The 24,727-nt window shown below is 33.9% G+C and carries 22 protein-coding genes; 2 read left to right on the forward strand and 20 right to left on the reverse strand.

What is annotated here, in order from left to right; all coding sequences use genetic code 11:
* Nucleotides 1-37: 37 nt before the first annotated feature.
* The 14 genes from VOI25_RS04210 to pabB form a co-directional block, all read right to left on the reverse strand.
* Complete coding sequence (locus VOI25_RS04210; protein WP_323787734.1) at nt 38-1,546, reverse strand: hypothetical protein; 1,509 nt, start codon at nt 1,544-1,546, stop codon at nt 38-40.
* A 6-nt stretch (nt 1,547-1,552) separates the two neighbouring features.
* A complete protein-coding gene (locus VOI25_RS04215) occupies nt 1,553-1,876 on the reverse strand; it encodes a hypothetical protein (protein ID WP_323787735.1) in 324 nt (107 codons plus the stop codon).
* 10 nt (nt 1,877-1,886) lie between these two features.
* Nucleotides 1,887-2,375 (reverse strand): hypothetical protein, encoded by a 489-nt coding sequence (locus VOI25_RS04220; RefSeq protein ID WP_323787736.1) that lies wholly within the window; start codon nt 2,373-2,375, stop codon nt 1,887-1,889.
* Nucleotides 2,376-2,533: 158 nt separating this feature from the next.
* A complete protein-coding gene (locus VOI25_RS04225; RefSeq protein ID WP_323787738.1) occupies nt 2,534-3,496 on the reverse strand; it encodes a YheT family hydrolase in 963 nt (320 codons plus the stop codon).
* The gene (gene preA / locus VOI25_RS04230; protein WP_323787740.1) at nt 3,496-4,830 is read right to left on the reverse strand and encodes an NAD-dependent dihydropyrimidine dehydrogenase subunit PreA; all 1,335 of its coding nucleotides are present in this window, start codon (nt 4,828-4,830) and stop codon (nt 3,496-3,498) included. Before preA ends, VOI25_RS04225 begins: the two co-directional genes overlap by 1 nt.
* A 95-nt stretch (nt 4,831-4,925) precedes the next feature.
* Nucleotides 4,926-6,251: an FAD-dependent oxidoreductase gene (locus tag VOI25_RS04235; protein ID WP_323787741.1), complete on the reverse strand. Its 1,326-nt coding sequence runs from the start codon at nt 6,249-6,251 to the stop codon at nt 4,926-4,928.
* Between the two features lie 3 nt (nt 6,252-6,254).
* On the reverse strand, nt 6,255-7,121 hold the full coding sequence (locus tag VOI25_RS04240) for a nitrilase-related carbon-nitrogen hydrolase (protein WP_323787742.1): 867 nt from the start codon (nt 7,119-7,121) through the stop codon (nt 6,255-6,257).
* A gap of 90 nt (nt 7,122-7,211) precedes the next feature.
* Complete coding sequence (hydA, locus tag VOI25_RS04245; protein ID WP_323787744.1) at nt 7,212-8,594, reverse strand: dihydropyrimidinase; 1,383 nt, start codon at nt 8,592-8,594, stop codon at nt 7,212-7,214.
* 73 nt (nt 8,595-8,667) lie between these two features.
* Nucleotides 8,668-10,353: an NCS1 family nucleobase:cation symporter-1 gene (locus VOI25_RS04250; RefSeq protein WP_323787745.1), complete on the reverse strand. Its 1,686-nt coding sequence runs from the start codon at nt 10,351-10,353 to the stop codon at nt 8,668-8,670.
* A 3-nt stretch (nt 10,354-10,356) separates the two neighbouring features.
* A complete protein-coding gene (locus VOI25_RS04255) occupies nt 10,357-11,691 on the reverse strand; it encodes an aminotransferase class III-fold pyridoxal phosphate-dependent enzyme (RefSeq protein ID WP_323787746.1) in 1,335 nt (444 codons plus the stop codon).
* Nucleotides 11,692-11,745: 54 nt separating this feature from the next.
* A complete protein-coding gene (locus tag VOI25_RS04260; RefSeq protein ID WP_323787747.1) occupies nt 11,746-13,215 on the reverse strand; it encodes a CoA-acylating methylmalonate-semialdehyde dehydrogenase in 1,470 nt (489 codons plus the stop codon).
* A gap of 185 nt (nt 13,216-13,400) precedes the next feature.
* A complete protein-coding gene (gene ade, locus VOI25_RS04265; protein ID WP_323787748.1) occupies nt 13,401-15,023 on the reverse strand; it encodes an adenine deaminase in 1,623 nt (540 codons plus the stop codon).
* Nucleotides 15,024-15,031: 8 nt separating this feature from the next.
* The gene (gene tilS, locus VOI25_RS04270) at nt 15,032-16,318 is read right to left on the reverse strand and encodes a tRNA lysidine(34) synthetase TilS (protein WP_323787749.1); all 1,287 of its coding nucleotides are present in this window, start codon (nt 16,316-16,318) and stop codon (nt 15,032-15,034) included.
* A gap of 71 nt (nt 16,319-16,389) precedes the next feature.
* Nucleotides 16,390-17,697: an aminodeoxychorismate synthase component I gene (pabB, locus tag VOI25_RS04275; protein WP_416376062.1), complete on the reverse strand. Its 1,308-nt coding sequence runs from the start codon at nt 17,695-17,697 to the stop codon at nt 16,390-16,392.
* Between the two features lie 80 nt (nt 17,698-17,777).
* Here pabB and VOI25_RS04280 point away from each other — a divergent pair, with 80 nt between their 5' ends.
* A complete protein-coding gene (locus VOI25_RS04280; RefSeq protein ID WP_323787751.1) occupies nt 17,778-19,145 on the forward strand; it encodes a DEAD/DEAH box helicase in 1,368 nt (455 codons plus the stop codon).
* Nucleotides 19,146-19,239: 94 nt separating this feature from the next.
* Here the strand turns inward: VOI25_RS04280 and VOI25_RS04285 are convergent, their stop codons facing one another.
* The 3 genes from VOI25_RS04285 to VOI25_RS04295 are packed head-to-tail and all read right to left on the reverse strand — an operon-like array spanning nt 19,240 to nt 20,844.
* Nucleotides 19,240-20,067 (reverse strand): mechanosensitive ion channel family protein, encoded by an 828-nt coding sequence (locus VOI25_RS04285; RefSeq protein WP_323787752.1) that lies wholly within the window; start codon nt 20,065-20,067, stop codon nt 19,240-19,242.
* 31 nt (nt 20,068-20,098) lie between these two features.
* The gene (locus tag VOI25_RS04290; protein ID WP_323787753.1) at nt 20,099-20,272 is read right to left on the reverse strand and encodes a hypothetical protein; all 174 of its coding nucleotides are present in this window, start codon (nt 20,270-20,272) and stop codon (nt 20,099-20,101) included.
* Nucleotides 20,272-20,844, reverse strand: a complete 573-nt coding sequence (locus tag VOI25_RS04295; protein WP_323787754.1) for a sigma-70 family RNA polymerase sigma factor — start codon at nt 20,842-20,844, stop codon at nt 20,272-20,274. Before VOI25_RS04295 ends, VOI25_RS04290 begins: the two co-directional genes overlap by 1 nt.
* 223 nt (nt 20,845-21,067) lie before the next feature.
* On the opposite strand from VOI25_RS04295, the gene VOI25_RS04300 reads away from it, so the two are divergent.
* A complete protein-coding gene (locus VOI25_RS04300) occupies nt 21,068-21,658 on the forward strand; it encodes a hypothetical protein (RefSeq protein ID WP_323787755.1) in 591 nt (196 codons plus the stop codon).
* A 136-nt stretch (nt 21,659-21,794) separates the two neighbouring features.
* On the opposite strand, the gene VOI25_RS04305 is transcribed toward VOI25_RS04300, so the two are convergent.
* The 3 genes from VOI25_RS04305 to VOI25_RS04315 all read right to left on the reverse strand — a co-directional run bounded on the left by VOI25_RS04305 (nt 21,795) and on the right by VOI25_RS04315 (nt 24,721).
* Nucleotides 21,795-22,523, reverse strand: a complete 729-nt coding sequence (locus VOI25_RS04305; RefSeq protein ID WP_323787756.1) for a DUF6090 family protein — start codon at nt 22,521-22,523, stop codon at nt 21,795-21,797.
* A 209-nt stretch (nt 22,524-22,732) separates the two neighbouring features.
* Nucleotides 22,733-24,133 (reverse strand): dihydrolipoyl dehydrogenase, encoded by a 1,401-nt coding sequence (gene lpdA, locus VOI25_RS04310; RefSeq protein WP_323787757.1) that lies wholly within the window; start codon nt 24,131-24,133, stop codon nt 22,733-22,735.
* Between the two features lie 78 nt (nt 24,134-24,211).
* Nucleotides 24,212-24,721: a hypothetical protein gene (locus VOI25_RS04315; protein WP_323787758.1), complete on the reverse strand. Its 510-nt coding sequence runs from the start codon at nt 24,719-24,721 to the stop codon at nt 24,212-24,214.
* Nucleotides 24,722-24,727: the final 6 nt, after the last annotated feature.

Here is a 24,727-nt window from a genome sequence, read left to right on the forward strand (position 1 = left end):
AGAATATTTACTCAAATATAGATAATATTCTATAAAATCAATACATTTTAAAACTTGTACTCAAAAACCGTTTGGCATTTGTATGACTAATCATATAGAATAAGTCTTCACCAATATAGCTTCGAAGATTTTGAAATAAGGCTTTCTCGGTGTTTTTCTGGGCGACGACGTAATAGTCTGTGCCAAATAGAATTTTATGTTTTACCTTGTCATCTTGAAGTAAATAATTTAAAAGCGGAAATAAGTCTTCATTAAAAATAATAAAGCTTATATCTGTATAAACCCCTTCGTATTTAATCATTAAATCGTAAATAACAGATAACCAGCTTGCGTTCCACCAAATAAGTCTTCTATCGCCATGATTCAATGTGTTCTTAATTTTCTGACTCAAATAAGATGTTCTTGAATTATGTGAAATATTATTGTTGTAATTATTCCAATTATCCTCAGTATATCGAGACCATTCTTTAGTTCCTCCAAAATGCGCCAAACAAATTTTCAGCTTGCTCAAATCGGTTTCCTCTCCCATGTAAGAACTCAGCAACTTCTTATCTAATAAACACAAATAGTTTAAGGGATGTGTAAAATTAGTGGTGAAATCGTAATTCTTGGTTTGCGGTAACGGAATTGGAATTGGCCCTTGCTCCTTCTTTTTTGTATACTTTAAAATAGGATGATGATTCCACTCCTTCTTCTTTTTTCCTCTAAAAAACACAGTTCCTTCAATGCAATGTGTTGTAATTGGAATCTGATGCTCTTGAGCAAACTTATAAGTTTCAATCAGGTTTTTATCAAACGGATAATAACCTAAAGCTGGATATAATTTAATCCCATTAAACTTTTGATTCGATAGGTTTTCTTGTATATAATTTTGATACGAAAATCCGTTAATATTTATTTTATGATCAATAATACGCCTAGGATCTGCAAACACAAATGGCAATAATTGACCTTTGTTATTCGATTTTACTTTTAAAAGTTCCTCCAATTGCTGCATATAATTAGCTATTGGTTTTCCTGCATCCATATAATCCATATCCATAGGTAAGACCACAAATTTAGTGTCTACATCATAAGTTTTTTCTAATAAATCAAACACCTTCTTTTGACCAGAAACACTGTAAGTCGCATAACGGCCAATGGTTTTATAACGTTTAAAAGCAGCCTTCGTTTGCTTGCTAAATAAATTATCTAAGGCCAACATATTTATGAGCATTTTAAACACCCAATAACATAAAAACAACACCAAAGTATAAATCCAATATAAAACTCGAGTGAACTTAAAAAAATCAATAAAAAAATACTTTACTTTTCTGCATCTGTGAACAAAGCGCTTAAAGTTATTACTCCTTAGTATGGTTAAGTTTAAATAATACCACTTGACTACTTTCATCGTAATCAACTGATATAACAAAGGCATGACTTTCTTGCCGAATTTATTCGGCACATGATCAATAGTAAAGGTATGCGTATGGCAATTGTAGACCGTATAATGTTTAGGCGTTTCATTTATCTTACCTTCTGTAGATTCTATTTGATGATCCATAAGCAATTACACAATAGAAGCTATTACTGTGTTCATAATCGTCTTTATGATTTTATTTTTTAAATGTCCTAATTTCAATTTGGAAACACCAGCCTGATATAAGGCGTTCAACACCAATAAATCCTTCTGACTTTTTAATAGCCATTCGTAATCTTCAGGCGTTAAATCTCCAGATTGCAATAAGCCAGTCCATCGCTCAAGTTTCACTTTAGAAAGGGTTAAAAACGCTTCTACGTCCTTCTTAGTTTCAGTTTTAAAATCGCCATAACTTTCACCCAAAACCTTGAGTAACTCTTCTTTTAATAGCTTTAATAGTGCTTCAATATCCATAAGATCTATTTTAATTAGTTCCTAAAAAGTTGAGAATATTCGTCTCATTGGTTTTGTTTTTTTGAGCTTCATATTTAATAATTAAATCTAAAGCCTCTGAAATTTGAAGTTTTGCTTCATCCTTAAATACTTTTGAAAGCTGTCCATCCTCTTTCCACCGTTTAAAAAAACCTGCCAATAAATTTTTGTCTGCATTGGCAAGCACATTCCACATAGCATAACTAACTTGGTTATCAGGTTTGTTTTTTTCATATTCTACCATTTTCTGAAGCTCGAGCATTAGACCTTCTACTTCTGTTTCAAATGAATCATACGACTGAGTTGCATCATCCATAAGGTTTAAACTTTCTACTTTAATAGAAATAGCTTGCTGATAAGAATATTGGTCGAAAATTGCTGTCTTGAGGCTTTGACACGAAGATAATGTCAAAACGAAAGCCATTACGAAAAGTGATTTACGTAAAATTTTACTCCATGTAATGCTGGTTTTAAGTATCATGATACAGTAGAATTAGGCATTGAAATTTTATATGATTTAAAGTTATGAAAAAATAAGACTTCAATTTTAAAACTAAAACAATAATAATCTCAACAAACTTTGATTATTTCGAACTGCTCTAATCTTAGGTTATTGTTGATTAAGGGTTTCCTAACGGTTTAATGAATTAAATCCTTTACAAACTCCAAAGCGCGTTGTTCATTGTAGTAGACCTTATTCTTTTGAATAAAACCAACATGACCTCCATATTTTGGCATCTCTAAATGTAAGTTTGGATTGTTTTTAGCTTCCTTTACCGGATAACATTCTGAAGATAAAAACGAATCGTTTAAGGCATTCATGACGAGCGTTGGCACTCTAATATCATTCAAGAATTGTAAGCTACTTGCCTTTTCATAATAGTCTAAAGCATCAAAAAAACCATGCGCTTTGGATGTATAAACCTCATCAAAATCTCTTAAAGTTTTAATTGAATTAATCTCTGCAACACTAATTCTATCAGGAAATTGTAATATTTTAACCTTTAGCTTATCGACTAAATGCTTTTTAAATCGAATAGCAAAAGCTTTATTTTTTGGTTTATGCAATTCTCTAGCAGATCCATTCAAATGAACAGGCACAGAAATCGCAATTGCGGACTTTATTTGTTTTGGGATGTCTCGATCCTCACCCAAATATTTCAAGGTGATATTACCTCCTAAACTTATCCCTTTGATAAATACTTTTGAATAGCCCTTTTTTTCAATACAATGCTTTACAACATCATCTAAATCATTGGTTGCTCCAGAATGGTAACTATTATAAAATCGGTTATCCTCTCCACTGCACCCTCTAAAATTCACACCAACGGCATCTACACCATTTTGATTGAATAGTTTCGCCGATCCTGTGACATAAGGACGTTGTGCATGACCTTCTAATCCATGTAGCAAAATGATTACAGAATCTGACTTCTTTTGCGCATAACTCCAATCTAAATCTAAAAAATCTTGATCGCGAGTTTCTATACGCTCACGCTCTTGGAATAGATCAACTTTTCTAATTAATCCAGAATATACTGTAGCAATGAACCCATTTTTAAATTGAAATGGAGGCTTGTAGGTGGATTCGATTATTGGCATTAACGTTTATGTTTCAATGCGTCTGCAGGTGTTGGTACAAAATGCCCTTTACCTCCTGCTTTATCATCATCAAAAGTTACTGGAATATCATCGTTTAACGTGCGTTCATGCCATGTTAAACTTTCGGTTCCATCATCTCTTTTAACCATCGTAATACAGTCTTCAACTGGACATACTAATGAGCATAAATTACAACCCACACAATTAGCTTCAATTATACTAGGAATTCTATTTGTTAAATCAATTGGCAAAGCAATCGCTTGATGTGCACCATCGTCACAAGCTATATAACACAAATCACAACCTATACATTTGTCTTCATTAATTTCTGCAACAACCTTATGTTTCAAATTCAAATGTTTCCATTCTGTTACATTAGGTAGTGCTTTTCCAGCAAAATCGTAAATGGTGTTGTAATTTTTCTCTTCCATAAATTGACGCAATCCAGCTTCCATTTCACGAACAATCCCAAAACCATAGTGCATTACAGCTGTACACACTTGAACAGAAGTTGCTCCTAGCAAAATAAATTCTACAACATCACGCCAAGTTTCAATGCCTCCAATACCTGATAATGGCACTTTTCCTATTTCAGGATGTTGCGCTAAATCTTTAAGCATATGCATTGCAATGGGCTTCACTGCAGGTCCGCAATAACCACCATTAGTTCCTTTACCATCTACAATTGGATAAGGCGCATAAGAATCTAAATCGATTCCAACAATGCTTTTAATGGTATTAATTAATGAAATTGAATCTGTACCTCCTTGAACTGCAGCTAATCCAGGATCAGTAATATGAGAAATATTAGGTGACAATTTTGTAATCACTGGAATATTAGCAGCTTCTTTCACCCAACCAACAATGGTTTTTAAAACCTCAGGCTCTTGCCCAACAGCTGAACCCATTCCTCGTTCACACATGCCGTGTGGACAACCGAAATTAAGCTCTATGCCATCGGCTCCAGCATTTTGAACATCTTTTATGATTTGTTCCCATTCCGCTCTGCTTTCTACCATTAGCGAAGCAATTACGGCATGGTCAGGAAAATATTTTTTCACCTCTTCAATCTCTCTTAGATTATCAGCTAAAGGTCTGTCTGTAATTAATTCGATATTATTGAAACCCATCATTTTGGTATTTCTATAATTCACCGAACCATAACGACTTGAGACATTAACAACAGGAACTCCAAGCGTTTTCCATACTGCTCCTCCCCAACCTGCCTCAAAAGCTTTCATTATTTGATAACCCGAATTTGTTGGTGGTGCTGATGCTAACCAAAATGGATTTGGTGCTTTAATTCCTCCGAAATTTATTGATAAATCTATCATGTTTTTTGTTTTATTATGTCATTCCGTACTTAATGAGGAATGTATTTTGTTACGATAATGATGAGATCCTGAATCAAGTTCAGGAGGACAAACATTTAATTATTTTTCAACCAGTTATTAATTCCTTGAGCAGCCATTTTTCCATCGTAAGCAGCATTAACCACTTCAGCACCTCCATTTACAGCATCACCTCCTGCAAAATATTTTGGATTGGACGTTTGAAATTCGTCATTGATTTTAATTCTTGTTTTACTATCTATATCTAAGTCATCAATCATGTCATACAAATGACCTTGTTTAGCTTGACCAGTGGCTTTTATTACCATATCACATCTCACAATAAAAGTAGTATTCATATTGGTTTTCAATTTTCCTTCAACCATTTCAGTTTTAGCAAATTTAACACCTTCAACTTTTCCGTTTCCTGTGATCGCAATTGGAGTTACATTAAATAAACTATCAACTCCAGCACTGATAGCTAAATCATATTCAAATCCGTAAGCTCCCATTCTTTCTTTAGAATTCCTATAAGCTAAAACAGTTTTTCGTGCTCCCATTCTCGCCGCTTCAGAAGCTGCATCCATGGCTGTATTTCCTCCACCGAGAACTACTACTTTAGCCGGAACCTTTACTTCATGTTGTTTCATGCGGAGTTCTTCAATAAACTCAACAGCACCAACAACACCTTCTTTATCTTCACCATCCATACCTAAATACCTAGTTGCACCAAGACCAACTCCTATAAATATAGCGTCGTAATTGGTTTCTAAAGCTGCTAACTCCTGTTTTGAATTAATAGCATTGTTATATTTAATATTGAAACTAAGTTGTTTTTGAAGATATTCCACTTCTTTCAACACTTCTTCGTTTGTAATTTTGTAAGGCGCAATACCGTAAACCGTTAATCCTGAAGGCTTTTCTTTTGCTTCATATATATCAACCTCATAACCTAGAGTTCGCGCTTCACAAGCACAAGCTAATCCTGCAGGTCCAGCGCCAATGATTGCTATCTTTTTTCCGTTAGACTCACCAACTTTAAAAATCACTTTGTCAGCGTCAATGGTTTTATTGGTCGCATAGTTTTGAAGTCTACCTATTTGAATTGGCGGCACATCTTGATGATTATACACGCAAGCACCTTCACATAAAACACCTGTTGGACAAACAACACCACAAGCATTTCCTAACCAGTTAGAATCGAAAATCGTTTTGGAGGCTCCTGTTATATTATCGGTATGAATCTGCTTGATAAACAATGGAATATCAATACCTGTAGGACATGCTTGGATACAAGGCGCATCATAACAGAACAAACAACGCGACGCTTCGCAAAAAGCTTCAGTATCGTTCATTAATGGTTTTTTCTGCTTGAAATTCTTATCGAATTCAGCTTTTGTTTTCGGTCGTTTATATTCTGCCATAATTTATAAATCTGTTAATCTGCCATACGTTTCTGGTCGTCTATCTCTGTAAAATTGCCATGTAGAGCGCACTTCCTCAATTAGATCTAAATCAAATTCAGCTACTAATAGTTCATCATCATCACGAGACGCTTCAGCAAATATTTGTCCGCGTGGATCTACAAAATACGATTGTCCGTAGAACTTACCTAAATTCCATGGTTTCTCTTCACCTACACGATTTATACAACCCATAAAGTACCCATTTGCAGCAGCATGAGCCGGTTGCTCTAGCTTCCATAAATACTCACTTAATCCAGCAACGGTTGCTGAAGGATTGTAAACAATTTCGGCGCCATTTAAACCTAAAACTCTTGCTCCATCCGGAAAATGTCTGTCATAACAAATGTAAACACCTACTTTAGCATATTTGGTTTGAAAGACTGGATAACCCATATTTCCAGGCTTAAAGAAAAATTTCTCCCAGAATCCGGTTGTATGTGGTATATGGTTTTTTCTATATTTCCCTAAATACGTTCCATCTGCATCAATAACCGCAGCCGTATTGTACAACACACCTGGTGACTCTTTTTCATAGATTGGAACAATGATTACCATATTATGTTTCTTTGCCAACACTTGCATTTTTTCAGTCGTTGGTCCTGGAACTGGTTCGGCTGACTCATACCATTTCTTATCCTGTCCTGGACAGAAATATGGTGTATTGAATATTTCTTGCAAACATAGAATTTGAACACCTTGTCGCCCAGCTTCCTCTATATACGGAATATGCTTGTCATACATCGCATCCATTATTTCCTGAATGGTTCCTTCTCCTTCCGTCATTGGAAGACTCATTTGAATCAATCCTGATTTTACTTTTCTTGGCATAATTATAAATTTTAAATAGGTCTCGACTGCGCTCGACCTGACATTTATTTCCTTTTCTCTCCTCGAGCGCAGCCGAGAGGTTTTATTTTTCTAAATTACTGTTTTAGAGGTTTTTCCTCTTTTAATAAATTCTCCGTGACCTGATCTTAAAAGACAATTTTCATTTTCAATAGCTACTTGACCTCTCAAAATTACAGTTTCTGTTTTTCCTGTCACCTTCATACCTTCGTATCCTGAATAATCACAATTCATATGATGTGTTTCAACAGAAATGGTATGTTGTTTATTGGGATCGAATACCACAATATCTGCATCGCATCCTATGGCAATTGTTCCTTTTCTTGGATACATTCCAAAGATTTTAGCTGCATTCGTTGAGCTGACTTCTACATATTTAGTTAATGAGATTTTTCCTTTGTTTACACCTTCTGAAAACAATAATTCCATTCGATGTTCAATTGCTGGATGTCCATTTGGGATTTTTGAAAAATCATCTTTACCCATTTTCTTTTGTTCCCACATAAACGGACAATGATCTGTTCCTACTACCTGAACAAGTCCTTGATTAATACCAGACCATAATGCAACTTGATCTTTCTTTTCTCTGAGTGGTGGACTCATCACCCATTTTGCACCTTCAAAATCGTTTTCATACAATGAAGCATCTAATACTAAATATTGCGTACACGTTTCAACGAAAACTTTTTGATTCCTTTGCGTTGCTTTCCTTACTGCATTTAAGGCACCTTCACAAGTCATATGAACAATATATCCAGGACAATCTGTATAATGAAGCATATCGGCAAATCGCGCAGAAGCTTCCGCCTCAGTGACTTCAGGTTGAGATAAATAGTGATACAAAGGCGACATATTTCCAAGCGCTCTATTTTTCGCAATCAAAGAATCTATCATATCTCCATTCGTAGCATGTACTGTAACTAAACCACCATGATTTTTCACCACTTTCATGAGTTGCACCATTTGGCCATCATCTATCATCAAAGCACCTTTATAAGCCATAAATGTTTTAAAAGATGAAATACCTTCGTCCTCTATCATCTGAACCACTTCTTTTGCCACATCATCATTAAAATCGGTCACAGCCATGTGATACGAATAATCACCAATCGCTTTTTGCGATTTCTCTTGCCAAGTCTTTAAAGCATTATGCAATGTATCACCTTGTGTTTGCAAAATAAAATCGATAACCATTGTTGTTCCACCATGCAAGGCAGCTCGAGTTCCTGTTTCATAATCGTCACTAGAATAGGTTCCCATAAACGGCATATCTAAATGCACATGAGGATCAATTCCTCCAGGAAATACTAATTTATTTGTCGCATCAATTATTTTATCAGCCTTATAACTTAGGTCTTTTCCAATTGCAACAATCTTTTCGCCTTCAGTATACACATCAGCGATATAACTTTCGGAAGCCGTAACTACACGACCATTTTTTATTAATATAGACATCTTTTAAATATGAATGACCACTGAATAATTAACTCAATAAAGTAATCACTCAATGTTGATTTGTTTTTTTAAATTATACTTTTTTCGTTTTCTTCATTAATACATAATACAAAACAAACGAAACTATGAATCCTGAGAACCATGAAATGGCATAAAGCGAACTCATCGCAGGAATCCATTTTCCACCAATGGCAATAAAAGCACCAATGAGTAAAGCTATTATTGCAGCTTTATTGATCCCGCTTCCGCCAAATGCATACAATCCATTTTCTTTATATAAATCAGCCAACTGAATTTGTTTTTTGTTAATTAGGTAATAGTCACAGACTAAAATTGCTAGAACTGGACCTAAAACCGCACTGACATCAATTAATAAACCTTGTATTTCATTTAGCAATAACCATGGAAATATTAAAATTCCAATAATTCCAGTTATGAATCCTCCACCTCTAAAGCTAATCTTTTTTGGCAGAAGATTAGAAAATGCATTTGCAGGCGCAATAACATTTGCCGCTATATTGGTACTCAAGGTCGCTATTATCATAAAAATCTGAGCGATAACTACCACCCAAACACTATCAAATTTTGCCAGTAACGCAATTGGATCCCAAGGCGCATCATTTGCTATAAGTATATCATCAAAATTTACAATTGCTGCACAGGTTACAAATATGCCAACAAAGGAATACAACATCATGGTTCCTGGCAGTCCAATAAACTGTCCTTGCACTTGCGCCTTTTGAGATGATGAATATCTAGTGATATCAGCAATACTTAAGGACATTGTTGCCCAAAAACCAAGCATAGCAGTAAGCCAGATAAGATATTTCCAGATTTTATCTCCAAATGAGTCTTTTTCCGATCTAGTTGTCACACTTGCAATTGATGAAATCGTTTTTTCATTTTTTAATTGGACTTGATAAATATCGTTCTCATTTAAATTAGAGATAGCGATATCATCAATAGTCAAAGTGTTCCAACCTAATTCCGTTCCATTTAAAATTAGCTGATAATCACTAGCTTTAGCAACTCCTTGCTTATCTTTAATAGGATTAAGATGAATAAAACTCTTATTATCATCACTCTGATATATTTCAGCAACAGGGATTTCTAATTGTTTACCTTGCTCTAGGACAATTCCGAAACCACCAGCATTACTGTAACCCCAACCAATTAATATCAAGCCCATGACTATCAAAATTGGTGCAGCATATTCTTCAAGCCACTTTATACTTTCAGTGCCTTTCCAAATGAAATACATATTAATAATCCAAAATATTCCGAAGCAAACGAATTGTCCGACAGACAATCCTATTGCAGCATCAATTCCAGAAATAGCTATAAAAATGGAATACAACGCCATTCCGCCTAACCAAGTATTCACACCAAACCAACCACAAGCTACTAATCCTCTTATAACTGAAGGAATATGAATCCCTTTAACACCAAATGATGATCGCCCAATAACTGGAAAAGGCACACCATATTTAACACCAGCATGACCATTAAGCACCATTGGAATGGTAATGATCAAATTAGCAAGTCCAATAATAATTAGCGCCTCATACCAGTTTAATCCTGTTTTAATCATATATGAAGCCAAAAGATACGTAGGGATACAAACAGCCATTCCAACCCAAATAGCAGCCAAATGCCACTTCGTCCAAGTTCTTTGACTTACTGGTACAGGTGCTAAATCTTCGCTATACAGAGGCGAATCTGAAACATCTTCGTTTAATTCTACAATATCTTTACTCATATATTAATAACAGTATTCATCTGCAATAGCAATCGCTTGCGACACTATTTGTAAGCCTTCATCTACTTCTTCTTTTGTTACATTTAGAGGAGGCGCAATAAAAATCCAATTCCACCTTACAAAGGTGAACATGCCTAATTCTCTAATTTTGGCCGCCATTCTCCCCGTAGCTTCCATTTCATGAGGTTTTGCGTTCCATGGCACTGTTGGTTCTTTAGTAGTTCTATTCTTAACTAATTCGATACAGCCGAGCAAACCTGTATTTCTAAAATCTCCAATTGAAGGATGCTTTGCTTTTAATTTTTCAACTTCAGCTTCGATATATACGCCCATTTCTGCTGCTCGCTCAACCATGTTCTCCTCTTGAAGAATTCGGATGTTTTCTAAAGCCGCTGCACACAACGTTGGATGAGCTGAATAGGTTAACCCGATAATCATTGGATTGTCATTAAAATATGCTGCTATTTTATTAGTTACAACAACACCACCAAGTGGTAAATACCCAGAAGTCAAGCCTTTTGCCAGACACATAATATCTGGTGTTACCTCATGATGATCTATACCGAACATCTTTCCAGTTCGTCCAAATCCACTCATGACCTCATCATCAATCATCATAATTCCGTATTTATCACAAAGTTCTCTCACTCGTTTTAAATACATTGGAGGATATTTCAAACAACCTGAAGATCCCGATTCGCCTTCAAATAATATCGCAGCAACACTATCTGGATTTTCAAATTGAACCACACGTTCTAAATGCGATAAAGCACGTTCTCCACATTGTTTTATCGAATCAGAATTCCACGGACAACGATATGCATAGGGATTTTCAACATGCACCACATTTGGCATAGCTTGACTATCTACAGGAAAACGTCGAGGATCTCCTCCAGCAGTCATAGCACCATAAGTTGCCCCATGATAAGCTCTATAATGTGTAATAATTTTATGACGGCCAGTATACATTCTCGCCAGCTTAATGGCATTTTCAATAGCTTCAGCTCCACCTAAGGTGAAAAATGATTTAGTTAGATTTCCTGGTGTAATTTCTGCGATCTTTTTTCCCAATTTCCCACGAACATCAGTTGCCATTCCTGGATACACATAACTCACTTCTTGCATTTGTTTTGCAACAGCTTCAGTAATTCGTTGATCACCATGACCAATATTAACATTCATAAGTTGAGACGAAAAATCTAAATATTTTTTACCATCTCTATCATAAATATAAGAACCTTTAGCATGTGATGCATTTATAGGATTAAGTCCGCCTTGTTTGGCCCAAGAAAATAAAGTATAGTCTAAATTATCTTTTATAATTTGTTGGTTATTCATTTATATAAAATATTGTTTTTTAATGAGTTAAATCAATTTAATTAAACCTATAAATTAACTCATCCAATTGGTTTGTGCTTCAGGATTCCACTTTGTAGTCGTCTTTTTATTCTGTGTCCAGAACTCAATAGAACTGCGTCCAGTAATATCACCAACACCAAATTTTGATTCATTCCATCCACCAAAAGAAAAAGGCTCACGAGGCACAGGAACTCCAATATTAACACCAATCATTCCTGCACTTGCGCGTTCCATAACTTGTTTTGCTAAACCACCACTTTGGGTAAATACAGCGGCAGCATTTCCATAGTTAGAACCATTTTCAATTTCAATGGCTTCATCTAGATCTTTAGCTCTTATAATAGAAATCACTGGTCCGAATATTTCTTCTCTGGCTACAGACATATCTGCAGTAACATGATCTATAATTGTTGGACCAACATAATAACCACCTTCTTTGCCAGAAACAGTCGCGTTACGGCCATCTAATAAAATCTTAGCGCCATTTTTTTCAGCTTCAGCAATATAACCTTCGATACGTTCTTTAGCTTCTTTAGTAATAACTGAACCTAAATTATCTCCAGGAACAATAGCTTTTGCTTCTTCGACCATACGATCAATTATATGTTGAACTTTATCAACACCAACCATAACGGAAGCAGCCATACAACGCTGACCAGCACAACCAGCCATGGAAGCAATTACATTAGACGCTGTCATTTCAAGATTGGCATCAGGTAAGACTATCAAATGATTTTTTGCTCCACCAAGAGCGACACAACGTTTAAGATTTGATGTTGCTCTTTTATAAACGATTTTAGCAACTTTAGTTGAGCCAACAAAGGACACTGCTTCAATTTTTGGATGATCACAAATAGCCTCTACCACTTCTTTGCCTCCATTAACAATATTAAAAACACCATCTGGAAGACCAGCTTCTTTTAATAATTCTGCCATACGTACTGTACTCAATGGCACAAGTTCTGAAGGTTTCATAACCATTGTGTTTCCTAATACTAAGGCATTTGGTAAGGTCCAATGTGGTACCATATTCGGAAAATTAAATGGCGTGATCGATGCGACAACACCAAGTGGTTTGCGCTCAATACGACATTCAACTCCTTTACTCACTTCCTGGACTTCATTAACCACTATTTGTGGCATTGATACGGCAAACTCACAAAGCTCCATACTTTTTTCAACTTCAGCTTTGGCTTCTCCATAGGTTTTGCCATTTTCTAGTTGCACCAATTTTGTGAGCTCATCCATGTGCTGTTCTAATAGATTTCTATATCTAAAAAATATTTGTACGCGTTCTTTGAAGGTCATACCAGACCATTCAGGAAATGCTTTACTGGCAGCTTGCACTGCAGCATCTACATCTTGTGTTGTAGATAAGGGAATTGAAGAAATTTTTGAACCATCTAATGGACTTAATACATCCATTGAATTTTGGCCATTTCTCTCAAATTTACCGTTTATATAATTTTTTACTTCGGAAAGTGTATCACTAACATTCATCATCAGCTTATCAGATTAATTTTATTAATATTTGAACAAAAAATAAGAATGCTTTAGAAATCTATTCGTAGAATTGAGGATTTCTAATCACACTCTATCCAAATATATGAAATATATATTAATATGAAGCTATTATTGAGATGTCAATAATTAATTAAACTCAATATTGAACGATTCTTATTTAGGGTTTAAATTTCTAATGACGTAAACTTAAAATCTGAGCCATTAAACAATCCTTTATCACTTAACTTTAGTGAAGGAATTACTAATAATGCCATAAACGATAAACTCATATAAGGCGCATGAAGTTTACTTCCTAATTGTTTAGCCATTTTATCTAATTCAGAATACTGTTTCCCAATAGTTTCTGCATTCTGATCACTCATAATGCCAGCAACAGGAAGCGCTACTACTTTCTCTTTGGCATTACTAATAGCGCAGATTCCGCCTTCATTATCAATAAGAAGGTTGACCGCATTACAAATGGCTTCATCAGAAACACCAACTGCAATAATATTATGAGAGTCGTGACCAACCGAAGATGCAATTGCACCTTCCTTTAATCCGAAATTTTTTATAAAAGCAATTGCTGGCTTATCATTTTTATAGCGATTTACGACGACCATTTTCAAGACATCTGTTTCCGTATTAGAGACTAGATTACCATTTTGAATTGTTGCGCTTTCAATAATTTCATTAGTTACTAACTCACCATCTAAACACTCAATCACTCTAATTTGCTCTGCATTAGATTCAAATCTAAAATCTGAAACCTGTTTTCTATCCGTGTTGAAATTGTTTAAATTTTCAAATTCGACAGACTCTAATTTTGAAATGCCATTATCAAATACCAATTCACCATTTATATAGGTTTGTAGCGTTCTAAAATCTCTTAAATCTTCAACAACAATACAATCTGCATCATCTCCTACCTGCAATACGCCAACATCAAGATTGTAATGTTCAACGGGATTAATACAAGCTGCTTGCAAGACTTTAAACACGTCTATCCCTTTAGCCACAGCTCTTGCACAGAGTTGATTAATATGACCTAGTAATAAATCATCTGGATGCTTATCATCGCTACAGAACATCATATTCTCATAATATTCAGGCAATAAATCGATTAAAGCTTCAAAATTCTTAGCAGCACTACCTTCTCTGATAATGACGTTCATTCCTTTCTGAAGTTTTTCTAAGCCTTCTTCAAATGTAAAACACTCGTGATCGGTGGAAATTCCGGCAGAGATGTATGTTGTTAAATCGTCTCCTCGCAATCCTGGCGCATGACCATCAATAGGTTTTCCAAAGTGTTTCGCCCAAGCTATTTTTTTAAGCACTTCTTCATCATCAAATAAAACACCAGGATAATTCATCATCTCAGCTAAATACTTGATATCTGCACTAGCCATTAAGGTTTTAATATCTTCTGAATCTATAATAGCTCCTGCCGACTCAAAAGAAGTTGCAGGCACACAAGAAGGTGCTCCAAAATTGAATTTAAAAGGGGTTTGCTTTCCATTGTCTATCATAAAATTCACACCAGCAACACCAAGTACATTTGCAATTTCGTGAGGATCTGAAACAGTAGAAACCGTTCCGTGATTTACTGCGATTCTAGCAAATTCACTTGGCACTAGCATTGAGCTCTCAATATGGATATGTGCATCAACAAAGCCAGGCAGAATATAATGATTTACACTATGATCTTTTTTTTCAATAGATTTTATTTTACCATTTTCAATAGTGATTTCACCTTTAAAAATGCGTTTGTTTTTGATATCAACTATTTGACCTTGTAGTTTTTGCATTTGAATATCTATTGAAGTGTAACTTTTAGAATATGTTTTGTGTTTTTAGCGATTTTAAACCGATTATCCGCTCGCATTCCTATTACCCAAACCACCTTATCCTCAGACGTAAGCAGCCACACATTTTCTTTATCGATAATAGACAATTTCTCGTCTTTAAAATATTTACTAAGTTTCTTTTTACCTTTCATTCCAAGAGGATAAAAAACATCTCCTTCTTTCCATTGGCGAAGTTTTAAAGGATAAACAATTGAGTCTTTATCTACAAAAATGGTTTCTTTTGAAGATTTAGAAACTGTATCAGCTTCCTCGAAAAATAGGATTCCAAAAGGTGTTTGAACTTTTTCATCAATTTCTGTTATAGTAAAAGATTCTTCGCTATCGCTCGGAATGACAAAATCGTTTCTGTCTGCCAAAATCAAATGTTTTCTGTCTTTTATCAATCGATGTGTGCTTGACATCACGTGTTTACCCGATTGTGCATTTAATAAATCAATAACATCATTCCATTCGGTAAAATTAAAATCTTTTAATAACTGATAGACATAAGCTTTAGGATTTGATAATTTCTTCAGTTTCTTAATATTAAGTTTCAAAACATCATCTTCAACAGTCACAACTTTTTTCTGAACTTTAACTATCGTATCTTCAATAATATGCTTAACATCTTGCAAATTGTGTTGTGTGTTTTTAAAATTTTGAAGCAATTGAGGGTTTAGATCCTTCAAAATAGGAATTACATCATGACGTAATTTATTCCGAAGGTACTTATCTGAAGCATTGCTGCTATCTTCTCTCCATTTTATATTATTTTGAAATGCATACGTCTTTAACTGATCTCTTGTAAATGGTAACAATGGTCGGACAATGTTTTCATTAACTTCAGGAATACCAGTCAATCCACTAAGACCTGTTCCTCTAGTTAAATTGATTAGGAATGTTTCTAAATTATCATCTGCATGATGCGCAGTTAAGATGTAATCAAAATTCAAACTATCAGCTAAATCGAAAAACCAATTGTATCGCAATGCTCGAGCAGCCATTTGTATAGATGATTTTTCAGTTTTAGCATAAGTTTCCGTATCAAAAGACTCAATAAAAACCTCTAAATCTAGTTTATTTCCCAATTCTAAAACAAAAGCTTCATCTTCATCACTTTCATTTCCACGTAATTTAAAATTGCAATGCGCTAAGGTAATATCAAGTTTTAAAGCATGACACAAGTGCGTCAATACAACACTATCCAATCCACCTGAAAGCGCAATAAGCAGTCTGCTCTCTTTTAAGAAAGACATGTCATTATTGATATGTTTTTGAAATTGATCTATCACAAATCAAAGGTATGAGTTTTTGCGATTAACTTTACTTAATTTTCTAGAACTTCGCGCATTGCTTTCGCTTTCAGTAAGCATTCTTCGTACTCTTTTAAAGGATTACTCTTTGCTGTAATGGCGCCACCAACTGAATATGAGACGTACTTTTCAGAGGCATTATAAAGAATACTTCTAATCACAACATTGAAATCAAAATCATTGTCTGGAGTAAAATACCCAACAGCACCAGAATACAAACCACGTTTGGTTTCTTCAAGTTCTTCAATAATTTTCATTGCTGAAATTTTTGGTGCACCAGTCATACTTCCCATTGGGAAGGTAGTTCTTAAAACATCAACAGGGTGTGTTGTTTTATCTACTTCTGAAGTTATAGTCGACATCATTTGATGCACTTGATCAAACGAATACACTTTACAAAGTTCTTCAACTTTGACACTACCTTTTGTTGCCGTTTTAGACAAATCGTTTCGAACTAAATCAACAATCATAACGTTTTCACTGCGTTCTTTGATATCTTCGGAAAGCTCTTTCTTTAATTGATTATCTTCTTTTTGATTCAAAGATCGCTTTGCTGTGCCTTTAATAGGTTGCGATGTAATTTTAGTTCCATCCTTTTTAATATAGCGTTCTGGTGAAGCTGATAGTAGATATTTATCATATAGTTTAATAAAACTAGCAAAAGGCGGTTTTGAAATTTGATTAAGATTATTATAAATGTCAATCGGATTGATTGTTGTGTTTTCAGCATAAAATTCCTGACAAAAATTAGCTTCGTAAATATCACCTCTATGAATATGATTTAAAACCGCATTGACTTTTTCGAAGTACTCATCCTTGTGAATTCTGAGTTTTATTTTGATGTCTTTGTCATTAAAAGACTTCTCAACTGCACTCGAAGTAACAGTAGATTCAATCTGTTTTAAATCGTCTTCTAATTCATCAGACACAAAATTTAGATAGAGCGCCTCAAGTGTATTTCCTTTTAAAAAAAATAGTTTTTTAGGCTGAAAGAAGCATAACTCTGGAAAATATAATCCGTCAAAATTATTAGAAGACAGTTCTTCAACATCATTTTTTAAATCGTACGACAAATAACCAAAGAGCCAATCCTTAGTAATAGATTGATATTCTTTTAATTGCTCAAAAGCATTATAATAATCTGTTTGAATACTTGTAAAGGCTTCAACAGCCAAAACTGCATCGTAATTAGCATATTTCTGTTTGTGATTATTAGAATCTAACCAAACAATTTCATCAAATTTCTCACTCCAAAGCAGTAGTTGATTTTTAAAAGTTTCCGGATTAGAAATATGTACAGATTTGTGATGTCTCAAGGCCATTTATATGAGTCACAAAAATACTGAATTAAAGCCATGAATAACAAGTCTGTTTTTCCAAAGTAAAAAATTATCTTTGCAGCATGGAAAACGATGCGATCTCTTTTGAAGATTTAAATTTAAATACGCCTTTATACAATGCTCTAAACGATTTGGGCTTTGTAAAACCGACTCCAATTCAAGCCGAAGCCTTTAATATGGTTGCTTCAGGAAAGGATGTGGTTGGTATTGCACAAACTGGTACTGGTAAGACTTTTGCTTATATGTTACCTATTTTGCGTCATTTAAAATATTCTACGCAAGATAATCCTAGAGTATTGGTCTTGGTACCAACTCGGGAGCTGGTGGTTCAGGTTGTAGATGAAATTGAAAAGTTAGCATCGTATATTAACGTTAGGGTTTTAGGAGTTTATGGTGGCACAAATATAAACACACAAAAGCAAGCTGTAGCTCAAGGGCAAGACATTATCGTTGCTACTCCTGGACGTTTATTTGATTTAGCAGTAAGTCATGTTTTGCATTTAAAAAGTATACAAAAATTAGTCATTGATGAAGTTGATGTTATGCTAGATTTAGGATTTAGACATCAATTGCTTAATATTTTTGACATTTTACCAGATCGTCGTCAAAACATTATGTTTTCGGCAACCATGACAGAAGATGTTGATGAATTGATTACCGATTTCTTCACCAAACCAGAGCGTGTGACCATAGCAATTTCGGGAACACCTTTACATAATATAGACCAGCAACGCTATGATGTTGCAAATTTTCATACGAAGACAAATCTGTTAGAGCATTTGCTACAGGATTCTGATACGTACAATAAAGTTCTTGTTTTCGTTGCATTTAAGAGATTAGCAGATTTATTATTTGATGAAATAGAAGAACGTTTTCCAGGACAATCGTGTGTGATTCATTCTAATAAAACACAAAACTACAGACTTAGAAGTATAGAACAATTTAGAGCAGGAGACAATCGCGTATTAATTGCTACAGATGTAATGGCTCGTGGATTAGATATTGAAAACATAAGTCATGTCATCAATTTTGACACACCAAAATTTCCTGAAAATTACATGCATCGCATTGGTAGAACAGGACGAGCAGAGCAACAAGGACGTGCACTCACTTTCTCTACTAAAAACGAACAGGAAGCGATTGAAACTATTCAAGACTATATGGATATGACTATTCCATTATTAGATTTTCCAGAAAACGTTGAAATTTCTAAAGTATTAATAGAAGAAGAGCGTCCGCAAATTAGAGAACGGAACAATCCTACAAAGCACACAGATGAAGATGCTCCAGGACCAGCGTTTCACGAAAAGAAAGACAAAAACAAAAAGGAAAATTTAGGAGGTTCTTATAAGTTTAAAATCGCGGCAAAATATAAGAAGCCTAAAACAAGAGGAGACAAAAACTATAACAAGCGAAACAAACGTAAATAAAAAAATCCCTTTCCAAATTAATGAAAAGGGAAGCGAAATATCTTCAAATCGTTAAAGACCTATAATCTAATACTAACCTTTAACCCTAAATTATTTAGTCAATAACCTTTATCTGATTTTCCACTATATCTTTAATAGGCACTATAAGTTTGCCATCTGAATTTTTTAAAACCACAGATATATTACTAATTGAATCTACTTCATAAATTTTACTCTCAAATTCGATTTTCTTACCAACTTCGTAGGTCTTTCTTGTATAAAACGTTCTTAATAAATCGGCAACCACTTCTCTTGCTCCCAAACCAAATGCCAATGCAAATGACAATAAGAATGCTGCAAGAATCATCGTGAGGTTACTTGTTATAATTTCTGTATCAACTCCTGCTTGATTTAAGGCTGTTATTGAAATGAATATGATTAATAAGAAAAATACGATCTGACTAATCATTTTTCCACCTGACAAATCCATAGACTCAAAAAAGGATTTTAGTCCATTTTTTACAAAATTTGCAAACAATAAGCCTAACGTGAAAATTATGAGAGCAACAAATAATTGCGGCAAATACCCTAGGAAATTACTGATTTGCTCAGAGATGATTTTCAAGTTTAAAATATCAGAAACAATGATAAGTAACATGATATAAATGACCCATTTTACAAATGTTGATACAATTTTTACTGTATCAAAATTGAGTTGTTTCCCTTCAACAATTTCAATTTCATTTAGCTTATCATCTAACTTATTTGCTTTAGCAAGTTTTAATGCTTTTTTGATTAGTCTAACCACAATTTTTGTTACTAACCAACCTATAATTAAAACCACTAATGCACCTACGATGCTTGGGAATATCTTTGTTATTTCAAGCCACATCGCAGTGAGCGACTCCATGGCTATGTCTTTATATTCTGTTACTTTTTCCATTTTTAATGATTATTTATTTAATAGCTAATTATTATTTATTTCTTTTATTCATTACTGTTTCTATTACGTCGCCTAGATTGTAAGAAAACAATTCAGCTAACTCCATCAATAATTTTGCAATAGCAATATCATGCATCACCTTGGACTTCAGTTCTGGTGGAACCGATCTCAATGGCTTATCTATGTCTTTAAAAGGATTTTCCATTACACAAGATTATCATTATATACAGTTAACAATTTATCCTTAGCACGTTTGATTCGCATCTTTACAGCGCTTTCTCCAATATCTAAAACACTTTCAATCTCTCTAATAGAAAGATTATCCTGATATTTTAGCAATAGTATCATTTTTTCATCAGGCGAAACGAGTTCTAATGCTTGTTTGAGCTTGTCTAATCTCATATCATTAAAACTTTCATCACTTGGCTCTTCTGAAATATTTTCAATATCTGCATAATCTACAGATTGCTTTTCAAATTTTTTAGCAGTATTTCGCGTTACATAATTAACACAATGGTTGTATGTAAATGCATACAACCAGGTTGAAAACTTAGATTTCCCTTTGAAACTTGCGAGCTTAACAAATAGTTTCAGAAAGACGTCTTGTGTTAAATCTTTAGCTTCATCTTCATCCTTGGCAAAACCATAGCATTTATTGTACACTAAATGTGCAAAACGATCGTACAATACTTCGAATAGCAAAGTATCATTGTTTTTCACAATATTACTCACTAGCTCTTCGTCAGATTGCTTATTAATTTTCTTTAAGGGTTCCAAAAATTATTGGATTGATTATAAAAGGTTAACATTAAGACACAGGGTTCTCTATTAAGTCACATCAAAATGCTAAAGAATTGAAAATTTATCAAAATTAACATAAGTTAATGAATTACATACACAAAAATTGAGATGCCTTTTTATAGAAATAATTTAATCAGTTCAATAAATCTCATAAAATTACGTTGGACTAATAATTATTATTTTTGTAGAAAACCGCTTAATGGAAGATTACTTACGCAACACAATTCCTAATTTAAAACCATTTGATTACAATCGTCATTTCAAATCACATTTTATTAATCAAGATTGGGTCTTGGTAAATGGAATTTCAAAGAAAAAATCGGTTTACAACTTTAAAGAAGATCATATTCTTGAAATATCAAGAAAGGCTTCAGTGATAAAAACCTCATGGACATTAAGCATTTCTAATATTTTCTCCATAGAAACTGAAGATGGTTTAATAACAGTTAAAGCCTATTTTAAAGATGATGATGTTCTGGTATTGAATCATCAAAACAAGAAGGAATTTGCACTTTTTATTAATACAACTAACTATTCTGAAGACTTGAATACGATTGAAGATGTGCAGTCGTTTTTAAAAGAAAAATACAAGCAAAAGGTATCTAATTTGATTTATGACCATGAATTTTACTATATCGAAAAGTCAAAAGAATTTGGACCATTTACAGTTGAAGAACTTTCTGAAAAAGTAAAATCTGATATTATAAGTCCATACTGCTTTGTAAGAGATATCAACGAACATGATTACAGTAAACGATTACGAATTTATGATTTGATTAAAGAACTTTAGTTTATCTATTGCTGCTTAATACTTCTAATTAGTTTCATTGTTTAAAGGTGTTTTCTAATCGTTTACTAAAGTCATTTAAATTCCAATTTATGTCTAGCACAATGAGATTCCAAATAATAACAACATGAAGGTTTTATTAATTATTATTTAAAAGTAATTCTGTAGCTTCTAGAGATAATTTGTTTATATTTTCTCCTTTTACTTTTACATAAAAATAAAGGTCTTTTAATGCATTTAAATAAAGATGTCTGTGTAACAATCCCTGAATTTGTCGTTCTTTTGAATTCTCAATTTTTAATTTTTTGTAAAAGGAAGATGTATCTCCTAAATGTTGCTGACTTTTCTGATTTTCTGCAACTGCTATGTCTAAGTAAGATTCATTAATAATCTCGAATTCTAATTGATTTGAAGCTAATTTTATCAAAAAATCTCTTTGCGTATCTAATAATAAGTCACTACTTCCTGAAGACTCCATATCTTTAAAAGTCTTATTTACTGGAAAGTATTTTAAAAATCTAATGTCAAGTTTATTTATACTATCAATTAATTTTTCTATAGAAATATTTAAGGAATCTTTAGAGTTGAAGTACTCATAATAGTTATCAATATTTTGACTATATTCTTCTGTTTTTTCAATTAACTTATTAATATTTAAGGTATCTACCTTAAGGTCATTTATTATTTTATTTACATATATATCTGCCTTGACTTTTAACTTCCTGTGTTCATTCCAATTATTAATCTGAAGCGCAATCAAAATCCCAATAACGACGAGTATAATCTCACCAATAGCATATTTGAAGTATTTAGATGCTTTGCCTTCTGAGAGCAGATTTTGACGAATTCGTCTAAAAAATTTAATCATTCACTTTGGTTAGAAAGCAAATTAAATTGAAGGTAGTAGTTGAGGCTGATAAATTATAACTTTTTAAAGATACCTAAATGTTATAAATTACAAACTAAAACATAAAAAAAGCGAACTCAATGAGTTCGCTTTTTTTTATTATGGATTCCGCATCAAGTGCGGAATGACAATTCTTTTATACTTTAAAAAGAATCTGAAACAAGCTCAGATTAAACATGTAATGCTCTATCTTCAGTAGCCGCTAAAGCTGCTTCTTTAACCGCTTCAGCAAATGTTGGATGTGCATGAGACATACGAGAAATATCTTCGGCAGATGCTCTGTATTCCATCGCGACAACAGCTTCAGCAATTAAATCGGCACAACGTGCTCCAATCATATGAATACCTAAAACCTCATCGGTTTTTTTATCTGCTAATATTTTTACAAAACCGTCAAGATCTCCACTAGCTCTTGCTCTTCCTAAAGCTCTAAATGGAAATTGTCCAACTTTATATTCAACTCCTGCATCTTTTAATTCTTCTTCCGTCTTTCCAACAGCAGCAACTTCAGGCCAAGTATAAACTACACCTGGAATTAAATTGTAATCAATATGTGGCTTTTGACCTGCTAAAGTTTCAGCAACAAAAACACCTTCTTCTTCAGCTTTATGAGCTAACATTGCACCTTTAATCACATCACCAATGGCATAAATATTAGATACGTTGGTTTGTAAATGCTCATTGACTTCAACTTGACCTCTATCTGTTAGCTTCACTCCTGCAGCTTCAGCATTTAAGCCATCTGTATAAGGACGACGCCCAACAGAAACCAAGCAATAATCGCCTTTAAACTCCACGATTTCACCTTTTTTGTTTTCAGCTTTTACAATAACGTCATCACCTTTTCGCTCAACCGATTGAACTTTGTGAGATAGCATCATACTGCATTTCGCCTTTTTAAAGACTTTATTTAATTCTTTAGACAACCCAGCATCCATAGTTGGAAGAATTCTGTCCATATACTCAATCACAGTTACCTCAGCTCCTAAACGTCTGTACACTTGACCGAGTTCCAATCCAATTACTCCTCCACCAATGATGATCATGTGCTTAGGAATCTCTTTTAGTTTTAAAGCTTCAGTAGATGTAATTATACGTTCTTTATCTAAGGTTATAAATGGCAAGTTAGACGGTTTAGAACCCGTAGCAATGATGATGTTTTTAGCTTCAATCTCTTGAGCATCTTTTCCATCAATTTTTATATGAGTTGTGTCCTTAAAACTTCCTAAACCTTCAAAAACATCAATATTGTTTTTCTTCATTAAGAAATCGATTCCACCAGTAGTTTGGTCAACAACTGCTTGTTTACGACCAATCATTTTTTCTAAATTCACCTTGATGTCTCCAGGGATTTCAATGCCGTGTTCTTCAAAATGCTTCGTTGCTTCTTCATAATGATGAGAAGACGACAAAAGCGCTTTACTAGGAATACAACCTACATTTAAACAAGTACCTCCAAGTGTAGAATACTTTTCGATTAGTGCCGTTTTCATTCCAAGTTGTGCACAACGAATTGCTGCTACATAACCACCAGGTCCAGAACCTATTATTGCTACATCGTATGATTTCATAAAAAATTATTTTGAAGTTTGTTAAAATCGAACACAAAAATACGAATGTTTTACGGGAAGGCAATAAAAAAATAAGGTCTAATATAACGGAATTATGGTATCCTTCAAACCTAAAGACATCAGATATTCTTTAGTTTCAACTGCATCTTCTCCTCCTTTTTCTGCATGATGCAATAAGGTATATCCGTGAGGTCCTTTTGCATTAATAAGATTTGGAGAAAATGCAATCAAAGATTTGAGAATGTCAGTTTTACCAAATAATGCGAAAGTAAAAATATTGGCTTGAGCTCCTTGTTCTAAAAAATAGCGAACTAGTTCTTTATAGCCAACATGACTAGCTGCACCTAAACCTGTTTCAAAATCTCCTGCTCTCCAATCATGAGCAGCATTAAGAAGCGTTGGATGCTCTGCTAACAACTCTTTTACTACATCTATTTTACCATGGGAAGCACCAACAAATTTCTGAACCAGTGCTTTATCTAATTGAGGTTCTTCTTCTTGTATTACATTTAGATTAAAGGCCAAGGCTGTTGAAGGTATTAATAATGCTCCAATTCCAGCTGTTTTTATAAATTGACTCCTTTTCACAATACT

It is taken from the genome of Psychroserpens sp. (assembly GCF_034670085.1).
GTDB lineage: Bacteria > Bacteroidota > Bacteroidia > Flavobacteriales > Flavobacteriaceae > Psychroserpens.

Bases quoted from the DNA above. Each gene is read 5' to 3' on its own strand.
- VOI25_RS04250 (WP_323787745.1), bottom strand. From the start codon at position 10,353: ATGAGTAAAGATATTGTAGAATTAAACGAAGATGTTTCAGATTCGCCT.
- lpdA (WP_323787757.1), bottom strand. From the start codon at position 24,133: ATGAAATCATACGATGTAGCAATAATAGGTTCTGGACCTGGTGGTTAT.
- VOI25_RS04255 (WP_323787746.1), bottom strand. From the start codon at position 11,691: ATGAATAACCAACAAATTATAAAAGATAATTTAGACTATACTTTATTT.
- VOI25_RS04225 (WP_323787738.1), bottom strand. From the start codon at position 3,496: ATGCCAATAATCGAATCCACCTACAAGCCTCCATTTCAATTTAAAAAT.
- preA (WP_323787740.1), bottom strand. From the start codon at position 4,830: ATGATAGATTTATCAATAAATTTCGGAGGAATTAAAGCACCAAATCCA.
- VOI25_RS04215 (WP_323787735.1), bottom strand. From the start codon at position 1,876: ATGGATATTGAAGCACTATTAAAGCTATTAAAAGAAGAGTTACTCAAG.
- VOI25_RS04305 (WP_323787756.1), bottom strand. From the start codon at position 22,523: ATGATTAAATTTTTTAGACGAATTCGTCAAAATCTGCTCTCAGAAGGC.
- VOI25_RS04210 (WP_323787734.1), bottom strand. From the start codon at position 1,546: ATGGATCATCAAATAGAATCTACAGAAGGTAAGATAAATGAAACGCCT.
- tilS (WP_323787749.1), bottom strand. From the start codon at position 16,318: ATGTCTTTCTTAAAAGAGAGCAGACTGCTTATTGCGCTTTCAGGTGGA.
- hydA (WP_323787744.1), bottom strand. From the start codon at position 8,594: ATGTCTATATTAATAAAAAATGGTCGTGTAGTTACGGCTTCCGAAAGT.
- VOI25_RS04280 (WP_323787751.1), top strand. From the start codon at position 17,778: ATGGAAAACGATGCGATCTCTTTTGAAGATTTAAATTTAAATACGCCT.
- pabB (WP_416376062.1), bottom strand. From the start codon at position 17,697: ATGGCCTTGAGACATCACAAATCTGTACATATTTCTAATCCGGAAACT.
- ade (WP_323787748.1), bottom strand. From the start codon at position 15,023: ATGCAAAAACTACAAGGTCAAATAGTTGATATCAAAAACAAACGCATT.
- VOI25_RS04260 (WP_323787747.1), bottom strand. From the start codon at position 13,215: ATGATGAATGTTAGTGATACACTTTCCGAAGTAAAAAATTATATAAAC.
- VOI25_RS04300 (WP_323787755.1), top strand. From the start codon at position 21,068: ATGGAAGATTACTTACGCAACACAATTCCTAATTTAAAACCATTTGAT.
- VOI25_RS04235 (WP_323787741.1), bottom strand. From the start codon at position 6,251: ATGGCAGAATATAAACGACCGAAAACAAAAGCTGAATTCGATAAGAAT.
- VOI25_RS04285 (WP_323787752.1), bottom strand. From the start codon at position 20,067: ATGGAAAAAGTAACAGAATATAAAGACATAGCCATGGAGTCGCTCACT.
- VOI25_RS04290 (WP_323787753.1), bottom strand. From the start codon at position 20,272: ATGGAAAATCCTTTTAAAGACATAGATAAGCCATTGAGATCGGTTCCA.
- VOI25_RS04240 (WP_323787742.1), bottom strand. From the start codon at position 7,121: ATGCCAAGAAAAGTAAAATCAGGATTGATTCAAATGAGTCTTCCAATG.
- VOI25_RS04220 (WP_323787736.1), bottom strand. From the start codon at position 2,375: ATGATACTTAAAACCAGCATTACATGGAGTAAAATTTTACGTAAATCA.